General features: G+C 50.9%; 16 protein-coding genes. 4 read left to right on the forward strand and 12 right to left on the reverse strand.

The window, feature by feature from the left end:
* Nucleotides 1-17: 17 nt before the first annotated feature.
* Entirely contained in the window at nucleotides 18-1,262 is a 1,245-nt protein-coding gene (locus DBK98_RS04060) for a DUF4861 domain-containing protein (protein WP_032535601.1), read from the forward strand.
* Nucleotides 1,263-1,450: 188 nt separating this feature from the next.
* Here DBK98_RS04060 and queG read toward each other — a convergent pair whose 3' ends face one another.
* The 3 genes from queG to DBK98_RS04075 are packed head-to-tail and all read right to left on the reverse strand — an operon-like array spanning nucleotide 1,451 to nucleotide 6,373.
* Entirely contained in the window at nucleotides 1,451-2,380 is a 930-nt protein-coding gene (gene queG, locus DBK98_RS04065) for a tRNA epoxyqueuosine(34) reductase QueG (protein WP_032535593.1), read from the reverse strand.
* Entirely contained in the window at nucleotides 2,380-2,994 is a 615-nt protein-coding gene (locus tag DBK98_RS04070; protein ID WP_032535596.1) for a polysaccharide deacetylase family protein, read from the reverse strand. Before DBK98_RS04070 ends, queG begins: the two co-directional genes overlap by 1 nt.
* A gap of 16 nt (nucleotides 2,995-3,010) precedes the next feature.
* Nucleotides 3,011-6,373 (reverse strand): protein O-mannosyl-transferase family, encoded by a 3,363-nt coding sequence (locus tag DBK98_RS04075; RefSeq protein ID WP_032535597.1) that lies wholly within the window; start codon nucleotides 6,371-6,373, stop codon nucleotides 3,011-3,013.
* A 500-nt stretch (nucleotides 6,374-6,873) separates the two neighbouring features.
* Between DBK98_RS04075 and DBK98_RS04080 the strand changes: the two genes are divergently transcribed.
* The 3 genes from DBK98_RS04080 (at nucleotide 6,874) to DBK98_RS04090 (ending at nucleotide 11,502) form a co-directional block, all read left to right on the forward strand.
* On the forward strand, nucleotides 6,874-8,481 hold the full coding sequence (locus DBK98_RS04080; RefSeq protein ID WP_032536499.1) for a fimbrillin family protein: 1,608 nt from the start codon (nucleotides 6,874-6,876) through the stop codon (nucleotides 8,479-8,481).
* 634 nt (nucleotides 8,482-9,115) lie between these two features.
* Nucleotides 9,116-10,711, forward strand: coding sequence for an FISUMP domain-containing protein (locus DBK98_RS04085; RefSeq protein WP_032536498.1), 1,596 nt, complete (start codon nucleotides 9,116-9,118; stop codon nucleotides 10,709-10,711).
* Between the two features lie 32 nt (nucleotides 10,712-10,743).
* A complete protein-coding gene (locus tag DBK98_RS04090; protein ID WP_032530773.1) occupies nucleotides 10,744-11,502 on the forward strand; it encodes a DNA-binding domain-containing protein in 759 nt (252 codons plus the stop codon).
* Between the two features lie 169 nt (nucleotides 11,503-11,671).
* Here DBK98_RS04090 and DBK98_RS04095 read toward each other — a convergent pair whose 3' ends face one another.
* The 9 genes from DBK98_RS04095 to DBK98_RS04135 form a co-directional block, all read right to left on the reverse strand.
* Nucleotides 11,672-12,484, reverse strand: a complete 813-nt coding sequence (locus DBK98_RS04095; RefSeq protein WP_032536497.1) for a metal ABC transporter ATP-binding protein — start codon at nucleotides 12,482-12,484, stop codon at nucleotides 11,672-11,674.
* Nucleotides 12,485-12,618: 134 nt separating this feature from the next.
* Entirely contained in the window at nucleotides 12,619-13,554 is a 936-nt protein-coding gene (locus DBK98_RS04100) for a metal ABC transporter solute-binding protein, Zn/Mn family (protein WP_005812367.1), read from the reverse strand.
* 72 nt (nucleotides 13,555-13,626) lie between these two features.
* Nucleotides 13,627-14,391 carry a tRNA (5-methylaminomethyl-2-thiouridine)(34)-methyltransferase MnmD gene (gene mnmD, locus DBK98_RS04105; RefSeq protein ID WP_032536496.1) on the reverse strand — a complete coding sequence of 255 codons (765 nt, stop codon included), beginning with the start codon at nucleotides 14,389-14,391 and terminating at the stop codon, nucleotides 13,627-13,629.
* 11 nt (nucleotides 14,392-14,402) lie between these two features.
* Nucleotides 14,403-14,879: a YqaA family protein gene (locus tag DBK98_RS04110; RefSeq protein WP_005779653.1), complete on the reverse strand. Its 477-nt coding sequence runs from the start codon at nucleotides 14,877-14,879 to the stop codon at nucleotides 14,403-14,405.
* On the reverse strand, nucleotides 14,864-15,856 hold the full coding sequence (locus tag DBK98_RS04115) for a hypothetical protein (protein WP_005822576.1): 993 nt from the start codon (nucleotides 15,854-15,856) through the stop codon (nucleotides 14,864-14,866). The genes DBK98_RS04110 and DBK98_RS04115 overlap by 16 nt, the downstream gene beginning before the upstream one ends.
* Nucleotides 15,856-17,130: a phosphoribosylamine--glycine ligase gene (gene purD / locus DBK98_RS04120; RefSeq protein ID WP_032536495.1), complete on the reverse strand. Its 1,275-nt coding sequence runs from the start codon at nucleotides 17,128-17,130 to the stop codon at nucleotides 15,856-15,858. Before purD ends, DBK98_RS04115 begins: the two co-directional genes overlap by 1 nt.
* 22 nt (nucleotides 17,131-17,152) lie before the next feature.
* Nucleotides 17,153-19,297, reverse strand: coding sequence for a S9 family peptidase (locus DBK98_RS04125; RefSeq protein WP_032536511.1), 2,145 nt, complete (start codon nucleotides 19,295-19,297; stop codon nucleotides 17,153-17,155).
* Between the two features lie 162 nt (nucleotides 19,298-19,459).
* Nucleotides 19,460-20,800, reverse strand: coding sequence for a class I SAM-dependent RNA methyltransferase (locus DBK98_RS04130; protein ID WP_005779647.1), 1,341 nt, complete (start codon nucleotides 20,798-20,800; stop codon nucleotides 19,460-19,462).
* A 76-nt stretch (nucleotides 20,801-20,876) separates the two neighbouring features.
* Nucleotides 20,877-21,776, reverse strand: coding sequence for a serine O-acetyltransferase (locus DBK98_RS04135; protein WP_005779645.1), 900 nt, complete (start codon nucleotides 21,774-21,776; stop codon nucleotides 20,877-20,879).
* Between the last annotated feature and the right edge of the window lie 3 nt (nucleotides 21,777-21,779).

Here is a 21,779-nt window from a genome sequence, read left to right on the forward strand (position 1 = left end):
TCAATACAATTGAATCAATGAAGAAAGTTTTTCTTTTTGCCGCACTCGCTTTGTTGTGTCTGGCTTGTAATGAAGCGGGTAAGTCGGTTTCTGTTACGGTATCCAATGCCACTTCGCTGGAACGTGACGGTGAGATGGCAGAAGTATCCATGAGCGAGGTTTCCTCTAAATTGCAGTTACCCGATACCGCGCAGATAGTCGTGGTGGATGCCGAAGGGCAGCAAGTACCCTATCAGATAACTTCCGACGAGAAAGTGATATTTCCGGTCAGTGTACAGGCGAATGGTTCGACTGTTTACACGATAAAGGCGGGTATTCCCCAGGAGTGTCCGGTGAAGGCTTGCGGAAGATATTATCCCGAACGGGTGGATGACGTGGCCTGGGAGAACGATTTGGTGGCTTTCCGTACCTACGGACCTGCTTTACAGGAAACCGGAGAGCGTGCTTTCGGATATGATATCTGGACGAAGTACAACACCACTGATCCGGTGGTGGAAGCTCGCTATGAAGGCGAACTGAACCCGGATACAAAAGCTAAAATAGCAGAACTCGGGAAGACGGATCCTAAAGCCGCGCAGGAGCTTTACCGGTCGGTTTCTTATCATGTGGACCATGGCAACGGACTGGACTGTTATAAGGTCGGTCCTACTCTGGGAGGGGGCACAGCTGCGTTAATGGCAGGTGATACAATTATTTATCCGTATTGTTACGCTACCCAGGAGATACTGGATAATGGTCCGTTGCGTTTCACTGTGAGACTGGTGTATCATCCGTTGGTGGTAAGGGGAGACTCCGGCGTGATCGAAACACGTGTGATTACGTTGGATGCGGGTTCGCATCTGAACAAAACGATTGTTTCTTATACCAATCTGAAAGAGACAATGCCTCTGGCCGTCGGCATCGTATTGCATGAACCCGATGGAGCTGTGGTGGCGAATGCGGCAGAGGGATACATCACTTATGTGGACCCGACGGATAATGCCGGTAATGACAACGGTAAAATCTTTGTGGGTGCTGCGTTCCCTACTTTGGTGAAGGAGGCGAAACCTGTTCTGTTCCCGGAGAAAGAGAAGAAAGAGCTGCGCGGAGGTGCCGACGGGCATGTGCTGGCTATCAGCGAGTATGAACCGGGAGCTGACTTTACTTATTACTGGGGAGCTGCCTGGGATAAAGCCGATATAAAAGACGCTGCTGCCTGGAATGCCTATATGGCCGATTTTGCCCGGAAGATACGTAATCCGCTGACGGTAACGGTGAAATAAAAGAGTTACCTGACAAATAATCGATCATTTTGCTGGCGTCAGCAAAACGATCGCTATGTCGGGAGGGGGCTGCAGGTAGATGATATAGCGAGAACATGCGGATAATAATTGGGCTACGTGAAGAAGGTGGGAAGAAGACTGACCAGTGAAGAGCGAAAGGCTTTGAAGAACCGGTCATAGCCCGACTTTTAGTCTTCCATCTGCTTTATATTCCTTATTAGTCCGCTATACTTAGCCCTCTTCACGGCACTGCCTTTGAAGAGGGTTCTGTATTTCTCCTCGCTTAGTTGTTGCCAGTCTTCTTTCTTCATATTCATAAACTCCGGCGAGGGTTGCAGCTCCGGTGTCCGGCAAGGAGTGGCAAACCGGTTCCAGGGACAAGCTTTCTGGCATTCGTCACATCCATAAACACGGTTTCCCATCAGAGGGGAAATAGAGGCCGGAATTTCGCCTTTATTCTCTATAGTGAGGTATGAAAGGCAACGGCGTGCATCCAGGCCGTACGGGGCTTCTAAAGCCTGCGTGGGGCAGGCTTGCAGGCAGCGGTTACACGTCCCGCAGCGATTCGGCCGGGGGCGGTCGTATGTGTCGGCTTCCGTGTTCAGGAAGAGTTCTCCCAAGAAGAAGGCAGATCCGGCACGGGGGATGATCAGCTGGGTATTCTTCCCGATCCATCCGAGGCCGGCACGCCAGGCCCAATAGCGTTCGGGTACGGGGGCGGTGTCACAGAACACACGTCCGTCCAGTTCCGGTACGTCTGATTCCTGTATGAAGCGGAACAGGGCGGTCAGCTTCTCACGCATGAGGTCGTGATAATCCATCCCATAGGCATACCATGCGAATTGGTACTCGTCCTCGGGTAACCGGGTAGCGGGGTAGTAGTTCAGGGCGACGGAGACTACGCAACGGGTGCCTTCGACCAGCAGAGCCGGATCACAGCGCTTGTCGAAATGGTTGGCCATATAAGCCATTTCGGCGTGCCTGCCCGAGTCCAGCCATTCCTTCAAAAAGTCCCGGTGTACGGGATCGACCGGCCCGGCCGGTGCTATGCCGCAAGCAGAAAAGCCGAGGCGCAAGGCTTCGGCTTTCAGGGCTTTACTGTTTATCTTCGTTTCCATTATAGGATCTTAAATTCGTATCCTTCCTCTTTCAGGAAGTCGATGGCACGGGGAAGTGCGTATTGCAGGTTTCCGTTGTTCCAGGACTTCAGCGAATCGTGGAAGGTAATGATAGACCCGTTGCGGGCATATCTCATCACATTGGCCAGCACTTGCGGCGGGCGGAGCTTCTTACTGTAGTCTCGGGTGACGAGGTCCCACATGACGATCTTATAGTGGCGCTTCAGCGTCATGTACTGCATCCAGCGCATGTGTCCGTGAGGCGGACGGAACAGGTCCGTTTTCATCAGCTCGTTGGCCTTGTCTGTATTGGCCAGATAATTTACCGACAGATATTCGAAGCCGCGGATGTGGTTGAACGTATGGTTGCCGATGCGGTGTCCGCGTTCCACTACCATATGGAACACATCCGGATGCTTGCGGATGTTGTCGCCTACCATGAAAAAAGTAGCCTTGATGTTGTGTTTGTCCAGCAACTCCAGTACCCAGGGCGTCACTTCCGGAATGGGGCCGTCGTCGAAGGTCAGGTAAACTGCCTTCTCGTCAGGGTCCATCCGGAAGATAGCGTCGGGATAGATTGCACGGAAAAACCAAGGCGGTTGCTCTATAAACATCTTCTTCGGTTACAGATTACTGATGGACTTTCATGCGTCCTACGTAAATGTTATATAGTTCGTTCACTTTCGGAGTATAGTTGCCGGCCAGTTTCGACTTGTATTTCTCCATCATTTTGGCTTCCATATCCAGTGCGCTGAGGTGCATGATGAATTCACGCTGCGACATCAACAGATGATTGTCGTCCAGGCTGAGATACCAGGTGAGGTATTCCACAGACTTGTTTGCCAGTTCGTCGATGATCTGATCGGCTTTCGCGGTATCTCCCAACTGGTAGTAGGCTTCTGCCATCTCGAGTGCCCCGTTCTGGAAGTCGTAGGGTACGTTGAAGGCGGGAATCATCTTTTCGGCATATTCCAATGCGGCCAGCGCCTTGTCTTTCTTGCCTTCTTTCATCAGCTGTGTGATGAGTTGGGCGAAGATGCGGCGATGGGTGTAGCACATGCGCATTGTGTTCTCGTCGATGTAGATGCCCGGCTTGTCGATGCCTCCGAACTTGAATTTGTTCATCAGGTTGTCGTACATCTTCTCGCTGTCGATGGTTGCTTCGAGTGCTTCCGTATCGAACGGGGTGAAGCGGTACGTGAGGCCTTCCTGGATGAAATGCCCGCGCATATTCAGTTGGTTGTCCGTGCCTACGGTGATGGCCATGTAGATGGGGCGTTCCCAGTTGGCGTTGGCCAGCATCTCGAGCATCATCAGCTCGCTCTTGTAGAGGGCGCGTTTGGGGTTGCCCTTTTCGTCTTTGAGCGAGATGTGCATATAGTCGGGGATGGAGTCGCCCAACGCTGCTGGGATCATCATACCCGAGCGGCGTACGGCTTCTTTGTCGATCTTGACAACGATGCTGTCGGTCGGTATCACCGCTTGTCCGTCTTTGGTGCGTACCCAGTATTTCAGGATATTCTTCAGTTCGTAAGGATTGTCTCCGAATTGTGCCCGGATGTTGTTCAGGGCTTCCGGGTTCTTGCCGTTCAGGACTTCTTCTTCGGCGGCTTTGTAGGCTTTGTCTATCTGCTTCTTGAAGTCCGGGCGGATGGGTACGTATTCGTTCTGTCCCTCCACGTATTCGGTTCTGTTCCAGGTGATGGGCAGTGCGGGGGAGTCATAAGCCGGGCGTTTCATCTGGTCGATGTACCAGTCGGTCTGCAGGTAGCTCAGGTTACAGGTGCGTGCGTCGGTGCGGAAACCTTCTGTCTCTTGGTTGTACCACAGCGGGAAGGTGTCGTTGTCGCCGTTGGTATAGATGATGGGGTTGCCGCTTTCCTGAAGTGACATCAGGTAGTTCTGTCCGAAGTCGCGTGCCACGTAGCGTCCGCTGCGGTCGTGGTCGTCCCATGTCTGGCTGGCCATCTGTATGGGTACGAGCAGGCAGACTGCCGACGTAAGGGCTGCTGCGGGAACTTCTTTCATGTATCTGCGCAGGAGGTGGACGATGCCCGCTACACCCATGCCGATCCAGATGGCGAAGGCGTAGAAGGAGCCTGCGTAAGCGTAGTCACGTTCGCGGGGTTGTCCCGGTGTCTGGTTGAGGTAGAGCACGATGGCTATACCGGTCATGAAGAACAGGAAGAATACCACCCAGAATTGCTGGATGCCTTTCTGTCCGCGCCATGCCTGCCAGAAGAGTCCGATGACTCCCAGCAGAAGCGGGAGGCAGTAGAAGACGTTGTGTCCCTTGTTGTCCTTCAGTTCCTGTGGCAGGAGGCTTTGGTCGCCGTACATGAGGTTGTCGATGAACGGGATGCCGGTGATCCAGTTGCCGTGCTCTATTTCGCCACTGCTCTGGATGTCGTTTTGTCTTCCGGCAAAGTTCCACATGAAGTAGCGCCAGTACATGAAGTTGAGCTGGTAGGAGAAGAAGAACCTGATATTGTCCCACTGTGTGGGCATGTTTACCATCAGCATCTCTCCGCATTGGTCGTAGGGGACGTCATATCCGGTGATGTTTTGCCAGGATTTATAATAAGCGGCGTGTGCCGAACTGTACATGCGGGGGAAGAGCATGTTCTGCGCGTATTCATATTCCACGCGTCCCGGAAGTTCGACGTACGAGTCTTTCTCGTCCGGTGAGGTTTTCTCTTTCCGGACGTATTTGGTGTCCGCACTTTTCTGGCGGGGAACACAATAGCCGTCTTCCACGTCGAGTGCTACTTTCGAGGAGTAGGCCGGGCCGTAGAACAACGGGCGTGTGCCGTATTGCTCGCGTCCTAAGTATTCGCCCAGCGTGAAGATGTCTTCCGGTGAGTTCTGGTCCATCGGCGTGTTGGCTACCGAGCGGATCACGATGAGGGCATACGAGGAGTATCCTACCATGATCATCATGGTGCAGAGCAGCGCCGTGTTCATGGTGCGGGCGGACATGCGTATCTTGGCGTTGAGCTTCGATGCGTAGAAGAGGTAGAGGGCCAGTGCGCCCAGTACGAGGATGCCGATGATGACGGCGCCTGCTCCGTGTCCGTAGAACGGGATGCCGAGCATGGCGATGGTCAGCAGGAAGGAGAGGTTCATGCGGGTGCGGCTCTTCTCGTTGTAGCTTTCGTAGATGCCCCAGATGATGGCGGCTGCCAGCAGGGCGATGTAGACGATCACGCCGGTGTTGAACGGCATTCCGAGGGAGTTGACGAACAGCAGTTCGAACCAGCCGCCCACTTTTACGACGCCGGGTACGATGCCGTAGAGCACCGCTGCCACCAGTACCATCGATCCGGCGAGTGCCAGCAGGGAGCCTTTAGCGTTGGCGCCCGGCACTTTCTTGTAGTAGTATACCAGTACGATGGCCGGCAGGCAGAGCAGGTTGAGCAGGTGCACACCGATGCTGAGGCCTGTGAGATAAGCGATGAGGATGATCCAGCGGTCGCTGTGCGGTTGGTCGGCAACGTCTTCCCACTTCAGTATCAGCCAGAATACGATGGCGGTGAACATCGAGGAGTAGGCGTATACTTCTCCTTCGACGGCCGAGAACCAGAATGTGTCGCTGAATGTATAGGCCAGTGCGCCTACCAGTCCGGAACCCATGACGGTGATCAGTTGTCCGCGTGTGATGGCGTTCTCGTCCGTGATGACGAGTTTGCGGACCAGGTGCGTGATGCTCCAGAAGAGGAACAGGATGCAGGCGCCGCTCATCAGCGCACTCATGTAGTTGACCATTTTGGCTACCAGTGCCGGGTCGTTGACGAATTGCGTGAAAAGGTTGGCCGTGAGCATGAAGAAGGGTGCTCCGGGGGGGTGTCCTACTTCCAGTTTATAGGCGGTAGTGATAAATTCCGGGCAGTCCCAGAAACTGGCTGTGGGCTCTATCGTCATGCAATAGACGGTAGCGGCGATCAGGAAGGTGATCCAACCCACGAGGTTGTTTACGGTTTTGTACTGTTTCATTCAGACTATAGTTAGTTATTTGTTAACATGATAGACGGGCGCAAAGATAATGATTTACGTGAAGATAGCCGTAGAAAGTGTAGAGTTTTAGGAGTTTGGAGGGGAGAATTAAGAAACGGTAACGGTTGTTCTTAAATTTAAGAATAAGAATAATTGAAGATGAAGAATTATCATATGGGAGAATCAAAACAGAAGTTTCAAAAGACGTTCGTCTGATGCAACAAAGATAAGCCGCTTTTTTCATCTGTGCAAATCTTTTTACATCATTTTAATTATCAGTCATTTATCTCTTCTTTTTGTATTCAGCGCACAGAGCAAAGACCGTGTTTCAAAAAACGAACGTCTTTTGAAACACAAGAGCCGTTCTATCTATCTAACTTACACAAACTTACCGCAAAATAAAAGCTGTATTCACAGCCTGCTATAGCCGGCCTGTCCATTCTTAATGGGAAGGCCATGCTGAGTACGATCTATTTTATTCACTTTTAAACATTTGAATTATGAATACAAAGGCAAAACTTCTGTATGTAGGCTTTCGTGCGTTAAGCACATGCTGTGTGTGCGCGGCTTTTTTAATGATAACATCGTGTGGAGACAATGTTGTGAACCCCGACAGTCCCGAACCGGACGGAGGGGATGTGATCCCTATTACGGTCAGCCGGGTTGAGGATGGCAGCTATATGGAAAGTCATGTTGATACTCCCGCCACAACCGGGGGAAGAACGCTTGTAGACGAATGGGTACCGGTTAAGGAATCACCCGCCAGCAGGGCCATACCTGCTGCCGTACCTTACGAGGGTCCTTCAGTGGTCCGGATGACACTCCGCGAAGAGCCGCAAGTCACTACCCGTGCCGCTACATTGGGCAACGGCATTTATTTCCGGTTGATCGTTTTCCGTAATGAGGGTGGCAATTACGTGTTCCAGTCGGCAGCGGATTTTACGACGAACGGGGCTTCCGCTCCCACACTCAGGCAAGGAAAGTTACTCACCAGAGCGGGAACTGTCCGTGTGATCGGATACTCGTTCAATAGTACGACAGCGATGGGAACAATCCCTTCATCCTATGCCTATAACGGTACTTCCGTCACTATCCCGAATATGAGTAATGACTTTATGGTTTATGACTCGGGGGACATAGCGAATGTGAGTACAATCAACCACAACCTGTCGGTTATTTTCACGCAAAAACTCTGCAAGCTGACGGTTAAACTCTCCTTGTCGCAGTTTGTAAGCAACACGTTTACCAACTGTACGGGCGTATATGTTTCTCAGGGCGGTAATGCGTCCGCCTGGACGATAGGTCCCTCTACAAATAATGTAAGTGCCAATACCGGAAATACACCTACATTCAATATTGGCAATAATTCTACTGCCACTGTGCGGTTAGTTCCTTTTTCGGGTTCACGGGCAATCACGGTACATATCGGTACGTTGAAACTTAGTAATTACTTTAACGCGGATAACCGGAATATCACCTCGAGCCAGAATGTACAGTTGCTACCAGGAAAGAGTTATACCATTACGCTAAAGTTTGAATTGGGAGTACAATTGGCGGCAAGTAACATTAACCTGACACAAAACGGATGTACCACAAATGATAAGAATGATTTGGCAAAGCTGAGATGGGGCACGGGAAATTTAAAAAGTATGGGAAACGCCAATTACGTGTGGGCACCTTCGCAGACAGAAACCGGATATTACTATGCCTTCAATAAACTTTATGATGGCAGTACCGGAGATCCGTGTTCTAAATTGAATACTGCATATTATGGCACAAGCTGGCGAACACCAACTAAAAATGAACTGGAAAAACTGGCACGATGTACAGATAAAGTTTATACTAATGGAGGTATGTGGTTTATGAATAAAAGTCTGGGGTTATTTTTAAAAGCTGGAGGAATGCGACAGGAAAGTGGAGCGGGTACAGGTGGAGCGGGATATACAGATCATGGGTGTTACGTGACTTCAACACTAGGGAGCAGTGGAAGTAATTGTTATGTTATGGAATTTACAACAACAACTGTAGTGGTCAGTAATACTGGTGCTTGGTGGTCTCTCCTAACTAATGGTTATTTTGTCCGTTGTGTAAAAGGCACCAAACAATAATATTCACTTTTGAACTAACCTATTAAACAAACTTGATTCAAAGGTTAGCATGAGGACAATGTTGTGTCACATGCAATTATAAAAGGCATGATAACGAGATTATAAAAGTGCTGATAACTTGGCACCTCCATACATGTTGAACGAAATGAGAAACAAGATTCTTTGCTATGGACAGAAAGCGTTTTGTCTATAGCAAAGAATCTGACATTGAATGAATATTTGACTAGTGCCAGTTTGTTTCGTGCTATAGATAAGTTCTGTAATGTAGTGGAGATAAACTGGAAATTAGACTTATAAAATACAGATTTAGTTTTTCAAATGGTGTTTCAAAAGACGTACGTCTGATGCAACAAAGATAGGTTGCTTTTTTCATCTGTGCAAATCTTTCTACATCGTTTTAATTATCAGTCATTTATCTATCCTCCTTGCATTTAGTGCGGAGAGTAACAATGGTGTTTCAAAAAACGTACGTTTTTTGAAACACCATTGTGTATCCAAGACCGTTATATCTGATTGTAATACACAAACTTACGCATAATAAAAGTGGTATCAAACAGCCTTTCCGGACTTATACGAGGATGTATAGGTCCGCAATGCGTCTTTGATACGATTATTCACTTTAATATCTTAGTATATGAATAGAACTTTTATTATGCGAGAGTGTCTCGGTAAAGCCTTATGGCTGTGTTTTTGCCTTTCGATAGCAGGATGTGCGGAAGATGACAGAATGACTCCCCTGTCTGCTGACAGCGGGGATACTGCCGACGAATTAATCCCCATCCATATCAGCCTGACGGGTGACAACAACTATCATTCATCTTCTTTTAATGACGCTTCGCCCCGTAACCACTCTCCCCTGATCGCCGAATGGGTGGGGGTAAAAGCTTTCTCCCCTACACGCACGGGAGAGCAACCGGACTATGAAGGTCCCCGGATAGCCTCGATGGAACTGACGGAAGATACTCTACCCTGTGCAAATACCCGTGCAACAGTGCCTGCGGGAGTTTATTTCCGGCTGATTGTTTTCCGGAAGTCCGGAAATAACTATGTCTTCCAGTCGGCCGCCGATTACACCTCAAATGGTACGGGCACTCCTGTACTCAAACAGGGGAAATTGCTGACACGCTCGGGAACGATACGCGTGGTGGGCTACTCCTTTAATACCACTGCCGCTGCCGACTTGGGAACTATACCTTCCACGTATGCCTACAACAGCAGTACAGTGTCTATCCCTAACATGAGCAAGGACTTCATGACCTTCGATTCCGGAGATATAGCGAATGTAAACAGCCTCAGCCACAATCTTCTTCCGGTGAGCTTCGGCCAGAAGCTATGTAAATTGACGATTACCATCAGTCCTACCGGGTTTCCAAGCAATACGATCAGCAATTGCACGGGTGTATACGTAAAGCAAGGGGGAAATTCCACATCGTGGAAGATCGGTCCTTCGACCAATGTGGTAGCCGCCAACACGAATAATACCGCGGCATTCAGTCCGAACACGACCCTGAGTACAACCATACGCATGGTTCCGTTTGCAGGGGCCAGGACCATTACAGTGCATTTCAATACGCTGACAATAAGCGGACGGACCGTGCCCAACAATACGGAAATCACCTCCACCGGGAGCGTACAACTGAAAGAGGGAAAAAGCTATACGATGAAAATACAATTTAAGAAAGCCATCGGAATTAATGTACCTTCCGGAAGTATCAATTTAACTGCAAATGGTTGTTCTGCAACTGATAAAACAAATTTAGCCAAACTGACCTGGGCAGATGGGAATCTGAAAAGCACAGGATCTGCTAATTATGTGTGGGGAACTTATTCAGAATACGGATATTATTATCCATGGTATAAAGATTATAGTGGAAATAATATAGACCCATGTACAAGACTTAAAAGTGATTACGGAACGGGCTGGCGTACTCCATCAAGGAATGAATGCTTATCGCTATCCAGATGTACGGATAAAGCTGCTGTAACTAGCGGAGGTAATAAGGGAATGTGGTTTATGAATAATTCCAAAGGTTTATTTTTACCCTTGGCAGGTGCGCGAACTTGGAGTGGGGGAAGTGGCACTACCGCTACAGAAAGTGGATACGCACGTTATTGGACCAGTACTAACAATAGTAGTAGTATTGCATATTCACTTAATTTTGAGAATAATAAAGCGGAAGTTAATTCAAGTACTAAAGGAGACGGATTTAGTGTCCGCTGTGTAAAATAATAGATTTATAAATTATTAAAATCGTAATGATCATGAAAACCGAACTCAAAGGCTGGCTTGCGGACAATACCGTGACCACCGACAACAAAGAAGACAAAATCCTGGTATTGGAAAGCGCCGGAAACCTGACACTAACCGATGTACTGGATGAAATGAAGAAAGAAGATACCGGCTTGCGGGCAGAGACTTTAAAGCATGCCGTCGATCTTTTTCAGCGCACAGTATCAGAATTGGTACTGAACGGATACTCTGTCAATACGGGGCTTTTTCGTGCCGTCCCACAGTTTCGCGGCGTGATAGACGGTGGGATATGGAATCCCGAGAGAAATTCTATCTATGTTTCCTTCAATCAGGATAAGGATTTACGTGAAGCTATCGCACGGACCAATGTGAAAATTCTGGGAGCCAAAGGTGACCCGGCCTACTTCATCGGTGGTGAAGACGCTGCCACCCGTGCCACAGATGGCAGTGCAACTGCCGGACGTAACTATCGCCTGCAGGGCAAGAATATCAAAGTAGCAGGCACAGACTCTGCCGTAGGTATCGTATTGATTGACGAAAAAGGCACAGAAACGAAGTTACCGATGGATATGATCGCCATAAACAACCCCTCGGAAGTATTGGTGCTACTTCCTGCCGACTTGAAAGACGGAACCTATGAACTGAGATTGACTACACAGTTTTCAACCGGTAATAAGCTACTGAAAGTGCCTCGTACGGTGATCCGTAATCTGGTTATCGGTCTTCCTTCAGGAGGAGATGGTGGTATCGTAGATGATCCTACAGCCTGATTTCGGGGAAAGAGGATTTCCCAGTTCAAGGAAGGCTTTCTTCCAAATGTAGGGAGGGCGCCGTTCTTCGGCTGGGGAAGGAGGATTGTGTAAGGGCTCCGTTTTGCATTACTTCAGATTTTATGTGAGGTAGTGCAGAGCGGAGTTTTTGTATAGGGGGCGGCGGCGTTCACCGCTCCTCGCCGCTCTCGTGGCAATGGCAATGCGGGCCCAGCACCCGGTGGGGGAGCGTGCCGTGTCCTAACAGCTCGATGGGGCAGTTGAAATTCCGTTCCAGCCATTCGGTGTTGACGCTTGCGGCCGGATGGTAGTCCAGTGTTTCGTTCACACAGGCGATGTTCTTCACCTGTTGCAGCACCGTCCCGATGTCGTGGCTGACAAGGATGATGGCGCAGTCGCGGTTGATCTCGGCCAGCAACTGGTAGAGGCGGGCTTCGAAGCGCTTGTCGATATAGGTGCTCGGTTCGTCGAGAATGAGCAGTTGCGGGTCGCTGATGATGGCGCGTCCCAGCAGGGCGCGTTGCAGTTGTCCGCCGCTCAGCTGCCCGATAGCACGGTGTTCCAGTCCCTCGAGTCCCATGCGGAGGATGACTTGGCGGGCTTTCTCACGTTGAGGGTCGTTGAAGCGGCTGATCAGCGATTTCTTTGAGCTCAGTCCCGACAGGATCACTTCCAGAACCGAGATGGGGAAGGAGCGGTCGATCGAGCTGTACTGCGGCAGATAACCTGTCGTGAGCGGTTCGTGATGCTTGACGATCTCTCCTCCCGTGGGGCGGAGCAGTCCCAGGATGCACTTGATGAGGGTGGTCTTCCCCCCTCCGTTGGGACCGATGATGCCGAGAAAGTCACGCTCGTAGACTTCCAGGTTGACATCGTGGAGCACAGTGCGTCCGTCGTAGGCGGCCGAAAGGCCCCGGATGGAGAGGAGGGAGGCAGAGGCTGTTCCTTCCGTATGCTTGTGGCTGTTTCTTTCTTTATCCATAGGTTGGTTGGGGTTAGTTATTATTGTCTGGGTTCACCACAGAGGACGCAGAGGACACAGAGAATATTTTCTCTTTCATATCTTAGAAGCAAGAGATTAAAACTCTGTGCCCTCTGTGTTCTCTGTGGTGAATCCTATTCTGCGCTGAGGCTCTTCGCTACGTTCAGCATCTCCTCCTCCCAGTCGTACGAAAGCGGATTGATGGGTACCACCCGTGTTCCGGTCTGCCGGGCAATGATTTCAGCGTTGCGGCGGTCGAATTCCGGCTGCACGAAGATGATCCGTACCCCTTCTTTGCGGCAGAGATCCATCAGCCCTTTCAAGTGGGCGGGTGAGGGTTCCTTGCCCCCTTCCTCGATGCTGATCTGGTGTAACCCGTAGTCGCGTGCAAAGTAAGAGAGGGCCGGGTGGTAGATGATGAAGGCACGGTCGGCTCCGGGTGCCGACAACGTCCGGCGGATCAGGCTGTCCGTCTGCTCGATGCGTTGGCAGAGCGAGTCGTAGCGGGCTTTGTAGTATGCCTCGTTCTCCTTGTCGAGCACGGTGAGCGCCTTGAACGTGTTTCCGGCTATGATCAGTGCGTTCGCTGCCGAGTTCCAGATGTGCGGCTCCACGCCTCCCTCGTGGCGGTGGTCGCCGTGATCGAAGGCGGATTCAAAGATCAGGTCTACCCCTTTCGAAGTGTCGAACACCTGGATGTGGGGCGTATTGTTCATCAGCCGGTCCATCCACGAACGTTCGAAGCCGATGTATCCGATGCGCAGGTACGCCTCGCTCTCGCCCAGCGACACCAGTTGCTGCGGGGTGGGGTCGTATGTTTCGGGGCTGCTGCCTTTGGGCACCATGCTGCGTACGGTAAACTTGTCTCCGGCGATGGCTTCGGTGAAATACCGTTGCGGCTCCATGGTGACGGTGATGATCCGTTCGCCGGTACTGTCCTTTCCACGCCCGGAACAGGCGGAAAGGAGGAGCAGAAAAAGAAAAGCGAAGACGGCCGCACCTCCGGTTCCTCTCCCCGGGAAGGGGAAGGCGGGGGCGACTGTCGGCTGTTGTATTCGGTTGGTTTTCATAATGGTTATCCTTGTTATCGTTTTAGTTCACCACAGAGGACGCAGAGGGCACAGAGTTTTAATCTCTTGCTTTTAAGATATGGAAGAGAAAATGCTCTCTGTGTCCTCCGTGGTGAGAGGTATCTTCTTCGCCCTCAATATTTCCCTTTTGCCACCCGGAGGGCCCGGAAGCCGTTCCACGGTGAATCCGGCCGCCTGCAGCATCCTCCGTACCACTCCTTTGGCGCAATACGTAGTCAGTATTCCGTCCTTTTCCATCATAACGTACAGGCGGTCGAATAGTTCTTGCGTCCACATCTCCGGCTGCTTCTCCGGTGCGAAAGCGTCGAAGTAGATAAGGGAGAATAGCGGTGAATGATCAGCGATGGACGGTGAATGATCAGCGATCGGCGACGGACGCTCCATGCTTGTGAAGTCTCCCTGTATCTTCCTCAGGGTGAAATGTGGAGTGATCCGCACGTCTTCTCCCCAGGGCGATGTATGGAGAGCTTTCATCCATTGCGCAGCCTGTTCGTCGCCGGTCGCCTGCCGTTCCTCGTTAGTATACCCGAGCTTCTCCACCGTTTCCCACGGCAGGGGATAGAGCTCGATACCTGTATAGTGTACCTGCCTGCCCGACTTTTCCGCTTCGATCAGTGTGAGCAGTGCGTTCAGCCCCGTTCCGAACCCTATCTCGAGGATGCGGGGCGAGGGGGCGGCGGAAGTCTTCAGCCCCATGTCGATGAAGATATGCGAGGACTCCGTCAGGGCCCCTTTGACGGAATGATAGTGCTCGTCCAGTTCGGGAACGAAGAGAGTGGCACTTCCGTCGGCAGTATATTCAATGATTCTTTCCATCTTTCAGTTCTTTACATAACCAGGTTCAGGGCTTCCTGCATCGCTTTCAGCAGGATGATGTAACGTATCAGTTTCCCGGCAAACATCGAAGCGGTGGTCAGCCACACGTTGCTCCGCATGAATCCTAAGGCCATCGATATCACCTCACCGATGGCCGGCAGGAAGGCAAAGAAAGCCATCAGGGCGCCTTTCCCCCGGAGGAAACGCTGCATCTTGTCTATCTTCTCCTTCTTGACCTTGAAGTATTTCTCAATCCAGTCTACTCTGCCCAGGCGCCCCATGTAATAGCACGTCATCCCTCCGGCTGTGTTCCCTAACGAAGCGGAAATGAGGCAGAGAGCAGGGTCGAGCCCTAATTTCACCAGCCCTAACAGTACGATCTCCGAACTGAATGGGACGATGCTTCCGGCCAGCAGCGCCGAAATGAACAGGCCGGGATAACCCCAGTCAATGAGTATCTGTGAAACGGTTTCTATAAAAGCGTCCATATGTTAAAGCAGAATAAGGCGATGAGGGCAACCATCGAACCGATGAAAAAGAGGTTGGACGTCCGGCTGTTGGTCAGTACGAACAGGTGTCCCACCAGGATACTGACGCCAATCAGCAGCAGCGAAAGCAGATTCATGCTCAGGGTGGGTTGCAGCACGATGAACAGGAAGATGCAGAAGTTGAGGAAAATAAGGAAATGCAGATAAGCGCGCGTCCGTATCTTATCCTCGTATCCTGCCACGATGCAATGCACCGAGCTGACCACATACAGGATGAACAGATAGCCTAACGTGACGACTTCCCACAAACGGAAATCGTGCCCGAAGTCGATGGGCCGGAAGCTGATCAGGTTGACGAACGGCTGATAGAAAAGCGCCATTTCGTTGTGGAAGAACGCATGTCCCAGTAAGAACCAGTAAGGGACGCTCCAGCCGGTCATTGCCCCACAGAAGCTGCGGAACGTGAGCGCCTGGAAGTTGGATGCCCCCAACAGCCAGATGGGGATGAAGTACGTCAGTTGCGGAAACACGATGCTGCCCGCGCTCAGAAAGGCGAACGAGTGGAACAGGTATCCGGCGGGCCGGGGGTCCTGATAGCTCTTGAACAGGAAATAAAGCGAGATGAGAAAGGCTACGGCGGCAATGTCGCCCGCATAGAGCAGGTGCATGCCGGGACAGGCCGTGATGAGCAGAAAGTAAAGCGATGTCTGCACGGATGCCCTCATGCGGATGATGGCAAACGTATTATTCAGCTCTATCAGGAAATAACCGATGGCGGCAAAGAGCAGGAAGCTGACAATGCGGTTGGCCCATGCGGGTATGTTTACGATATCCCATAGAGAGTAGGCCGACTCTTTCGTCTCCAGTCCGGGCAGTAGAAAGGAGGTCAGCACCCAACAGGCGATACACGTAAAGATAACGACAGGCAGTGTGAATCTGCCCGCCGTTATCCGGCCTTGTAGTCTTTGGTTTCTCATTATAAATCGAAGCCGATGTCGCGGCGATAGTTCTTGTCCTTAAAGTCAATCATGTCGGCCACCTTGTAGCATTGTGCCAGTGCCCCGGCCTTGTCGTTGCCGTAAGAGCAGATGGCGAGCACGCGTCCGCCACTGGTCACCACCTGGCCGTCCTTCATGGCTGTTCCGGCGTGGAACAGGATGCTGTCCGTTGCCCGGGCTGCTTCCAGTCCGCTGATGGCGTACCCTTTCCGGTAGGCTTCGGGGTATCCTCCGCTGACCATTATCACGCAAGTGGCCGTGCGCGGGTCGATGACGAGTGACCGGGTGTCGAGGTTGCCTTCGGCCACGCCTTCCAGCAATTCTACCAGGTCGCTTTGTATGCGCAGCATCACGCTTTCCGTTTCGGGATCACCCATGCGGACGTTGTATTCAATCACCATCGGTTCGCCTTTTACGTTGATCAGTCCCAGGAAGATGAAGCCTTTGTAGACGATGCCTTCGGCTTTCAGTCCGTTGACGGTCGGTTCGATGATGCGGGTGCGCACCTTCTCCATAAACACCTCGTCGGCAAACGGGACGGGAGTCACGCTGCCCATGCCGCCGGTATTGAGCCCTTTGTCTCCTTCACCGATGCGTTTGTAGTCTTTGGCCACAGGCAACACCTTATAATGGTCGCCGTCCGTCAGCACAAATACGGAGCACTCGATGCCGCTCAGGAACTCTTCGATGACCACCGTTGCCGAGGCATTGCCGAACATACCGCCGAGCATCTCTTTCAGCTCTTTTTGAGCCTCTTCCAAGGTAGGCAGGATCAGTACACCTTTACCGGCGCAAAGTCCGTCTGCTTTCAGCACGTAGGGGGCTTCGAGCGTTTCGAGGAATGCCAGTCCCTCGTCCAGTGTATCGGCCGTTACGCTCCGGTAGCGGGCTGTCGGTATGTGGTGGCGCTGCATGAATTCCTTGGCGAACTCTTTGCTGCCTTCCAGCTTGGCTCCTTCCTTCGACGGGCCGATGACGGCAATCTCTTTCAGGCAGGGATTGTTCTGGAAACGGTCGTAGATACCTTCTACCAATGGGTCTTCCGGCCCTACTACAATCATGTCGATGTTCTCTTCAAGAGCGAATGCTCCTAAAGAGTCGAAATCGGTTGCTTTGATGTTTACGTTTTCGCCTACTTCAGCGGTTCCGGCATTGCCGGGCGCGATGAACAGCTTTTCTACTTTCGGGCTTTGGGCGATCTTCCATGCCAGGGCGTGTTCACGGCCGCCCGAACCTAACAGTAATATCTTCATGTCTTTTTGAGGATTTATATCTTTATAAATAGTCTTCGAAATAACGGGTTATCTTTTCATGCAGATGCACACGGTCGCGTCCCGACACATTGTGCTTGTGGCACGGATAGATGAATAGGTCCGGATACGTGCGGGCGTCGATGCAGGCTTTCATGAACGAAAGGGTGTGTTGCGGCACGCAAGTATCGTCGTGGTCGTCATGGATAATCATCAGATGTCCCTTCAGGTTACCCGCCAGGTTTTTCAGGTTGCACTCCTTGTACCCTTTCGGGTTGCTTTGCGGAGTGTCCATGTAGCGTTCGCCGTACATCACTTCGTAATATCCCCAGTCGATGACCGGACCGCCGGCTACACCTACTTTAAAGATCTCGGGATAGCGGAGGAGGAGGGCAGTGGTCATGTGTCCGCCAAAACTCCAGCCGTGTACTCCGATGCGGTTTCCGTCGACGTAAGGGAGGCTTTTCAGGAATTCGGCTCCTTTCACCTGGTCTCTTCCCTCTTCAATGCCCAGCTGGCGGAAAGTGACGTTCTCAAAGTCGAGTCCGCGGTTGTCGCTTCCGCGTCCGTCCACGGTAAACAGGATGTAACCTTTGTTCGCCATGTAAATGTCCCAGCCGCGTGCCCCATTCTGCCAACCGTTGGTGACCATTTGTGCATGGGGGCCGCCGTATACATAGATGATGGCGGGATATTTCTTGTTCGGATCGAAGTCTGCCGGCTTGACCAGGCGGTAATACAGGTCTGTTTTGCCGTCTGCCGCTTTGATGGTACCGGTTTCGATGCTTGGCATCTTATAGCCTGCAAAGGGATCGGCTGCCGTGAGCAGGTTGACACTTTTACCGCTCTGTACGTCAAGGATATTGATGCTGCGCGGAACGCTTGGAGAACTGTACTGGTCAATCAGGTAGCGGCCCGAAGGGTTTAGTTTGCCGCTGTGCACGCCTTCGCCACTGCCCAGAGGAGTACGTACCCCGGTTTTGATATCCACGCGGAACAGGTTGCTCTGCAAGGGCGAGAACTCCGTGCTTGCTATGATAATCTCCTTCTTCTTGGCATCGAAACCCAGCACCTCTTTAACCAGCCATTCGCCTTCGGTCAACTGGCGGAGTTGCTTGCCGCTTGTGTCGTATAGGTAGAGGTGGCTGAAGCCGTCTTTCTGGCTCTGGTAGATAAACTTGCTGCTGTCCCAGGGCAGGAAAATAATCGGTTCCTGAGGTTCTACATACTTGTCGTTTTCCTCTTCAAAAAGAGTAGCCATCAGCTCGCCTGTCTCTGCGTTATACTGGCAGAGCTTGGCATGATTCTGGTCGCGGTTCAGTTCTATCAGGTAGAGGCTCTTTTCATCCGGTGCCCAGCTGATATTGGTAAAATAGCGGTCGGTCGGGTCTCCGGCATTGAGATAGATGCTTTTTCCGGTAGCAGGGTTATAGATGCCCACTTTCACCTGGTGGCTGGTCATTCCCGCCATCGGGTAACGGATGTTGTTGACTTCGGCAATGGGAGCGGTGATGTCAACCAAAGGATATTGGGCCACCATGCTTTCGTCCATGCGGTAGAAAGCGAGCAGGTTGCCCGAAGGACTCCAGAAGGTCCCTTTTTTGATTCCGAATTCTCTGCGGTGGACAGCCTGGCCGCATACGATGCCTTGCGGTTCGTTGGTTACGGCTTTGTCGTCTACATAAAGATTATTGCCGATGGTATAGGCCACATGCCCCGTTTCGGGCTGATAATCTCTGTTGACGCCTTCTTTGGGAACTGGGCGCGTACTGATAATCTCGCGGTAGTCGAAATCGTAAACGATGTATTTGTCCGGCAGACTGATCAGCATCAGGCTTTTCTTCGGCCATGGGAAGCTGACATTGTGGAAGTGTTGCAATTTACCGTGGTTGCCGGCTTCTAACGCCTTGTTTACTATATTACGGGTGGTCAGTGGTGTTTCCTTCCCGTTTTTGGGATTTATCATGAACACTACCTCTATTTCCGGTTTGATACACTCATCGCCCCACCATTGCAGGCCGAACAGATTCTCAGCAGAACGGTAGGTGGCTCCGCCTGGGATCAGGTCTTCCAAGGTCGGCGTTTTGGGTTCTTGTGCCATAACGTTTGGTATTAGTAAAGATAAGAGCATTACTAATAAAGCATTCTTTTGTTTACTGTTGGTTTTCATGATTTGCTTTATCATTATTTAGATCCTTTGATTTGTACTCTGCCCAAGTTCGTCGTTCTTGACTGGATGACAGCGCTTATCCGGGCAAGAACGATGTGCTCAGGTACGAAGAGCCGGATGGCAGCCGATTCATCCATTTACAGGCTTCTGTCGGGAAATAGCTTAGTCTTCCTGAGGTTTCTCGATTCTTGGCTCACGATTCCCTTTGAATTCTCTCGGTTTTCTGTCTCCGTATCCCGAACTACGTTCTTCACGCGGTCTTCTTTCCCCTCTGAATCCGCCTTCTTCCCGGCGTGGCTTGAATTCTCTTCTTTCTCTTGGAGCACGTTCGCTGTTTTCATCACTGCCTTCCTGACCCTTGAATTCCTTATATTTACCGTCGAAGATCTGGTATTTGCGGAACTCACACTCCAGGGGACCATTGAATAACGGGGTTTTTATACTCGGTTTCAGTCCGATCTGGTCGAAGCATTCTTCACGGTAAGACAGTATCCATGCATCGTTTCCGACAAAAGCATGTTTGAGGCGTTCGCCGATCATATTATACAGTCCCAGAAGGTCGTTGGTCGAGATACGTTCTCCGTAAGGGGGATTGGTTATGATAATCGACTTTTCAGCCGGTTGTTCAAATTGCTGGAATGGTTGCAATTTCAGGATAATGTCTTTCGATACTCCCGCTGCCTTTACATTATGGGTTGCTATCTCATTGGCTTTCGGGTTATTGTCGTAACCATATATCTTATGAGTGAACTCACGTTCCTGGCTGTCATCGTTGTATATCCGGTCGAACAGATCCTGATTGAAGTCTCCCCATTTTTCAAAAGCAAATTCTTTTCGGAACACTCCCGGGGCAATATTACGCGCAATTAAAGCCGCCTCGATGGGAATAGTACCCGAACCACACATTGGGTCAATCAGGTCGCACTCGCCTTTCCATCCTGTCATTAAAACCATCCCGGCTGCCAGAACCTCGTTCAATGGAGCTTCTACAGCTTCCTGGCGATAACCTCTCCGGTGAAGTGATTCACCCGAAGAGTCGAGTGAGAGGGTACAGGTGGTCTGTGCAATGTGGATGTTCAGTAGTACATCCGGCTTGCTGATGCGTACAGAAGGACGCTTTCCGTTCAATTCGCGGAAATAGTCGACAATGGCATCTTTTACTTTGTAAGAGACGAACTTGGAATGACGGAATTCATCGCTGAATACTACTGCGTCAACGGCAAAAGTCTTGTCTACATCCAAGATCTCTTCCCAGCGAATGGCTTTGATCTGTTCGTAAACAGCGTCAGCATCTTTTGCGGTGAAGTGCTTGATGGGTTTTAGAATACGGATTGCAGTACGCAGGCAGAAATTTGCTTTGTACATCATCTCTTTGTCACCGGTAAAAGAAACCATACGGCGTCCTATTTGTACGTCGTTTGCTCCAAGTGTTGTCAATTCCCCTGCCAGTATCTCTTCCAGTCCCTGAAAGGTTTTGGCAATCATTTCAAATTGTTCGCTCATAAAATGGATAACATGCCAGTGTGTTAATGCTCCGGTTATGGACCGTGCGACCGGCGTTTTAATGTTGTTAATTATATTATTTTTTTGCTTTTGTCTGTACAATTCTGGCTCCTGCCGGTATGTTTTCGGTTACCCAAATATTACCGCCTACGGTGGCGTCACGTCCGATGGTAATCCGCCCCAGAATGGTAGCGTTGGAGTAGACGATCACATTGTCTTCCAGAATGGGGTGGCGTGGAATACCTTTAATCGGTTTGCCGTCAGCATCCAGGGGGAAACTTCTTGCACCCAGTGTCACTCCCTGATAGAGTTTCACGTTATTGCCAATGATACTTGTGGCTCCGATCACCACACCGGTACCGTGGTCAATGGTGAAATGTGTGCCGATTCTTGCACCCGGATGTATATCGATTCCGGTTTCACTGTGTGCCATTTCGGTAATGATACGCGGAATTAGCGGTACTCCTAATTCCAGGAGTTCGTGTGCGATGCGATAGTTGCTGATCGCTTTAATGGCGGGATAGCAGAAGATCACTTCACCGAAACTTTGTGCGGCAGGGTCACCATTGTAGGCTGCTTCCACATCTGTGGCCAAAACACGACGCAGATGGGGGAGTTTACTGATGAACTTAGCCGCCAGACGAGCCGCTTCTTCACGTTTCGACTCGGTGCATTCATTGCATTGGTCACCATTGCCAAAACACAATCCGGCAAGAATTTGCTCTGTGAGCAGATTGAACAGTTTTTCTACATTGACACCGATATGGTAGTTGATAGTGCGGCTGTTGACTGTTGAGTTTCCGTAATATCCCGGGAAGAGAATGGAGCGCGCTAATTCGATAACATCGCACAATACCCGTGGCGAGGGCAATGGCTCACCGTCTTTATGTTGGTGAAACAGTCCTTTGTATGATTCGCTTTCCGATAGCTCATCGACTGTTTGTGTCAGGATGTGAGTGAAGTTCAGTGGACTCATTAT

The organism is Bacteroides sp. PHL 2737, from assembly GCF_004115325.2.
Classification (GTDB): Bacteria; Bacteroidota; Bacteroidia; order Bacteroidales; family Bacteroidaceae; genus Bacteroides; species Bacteroides hominis.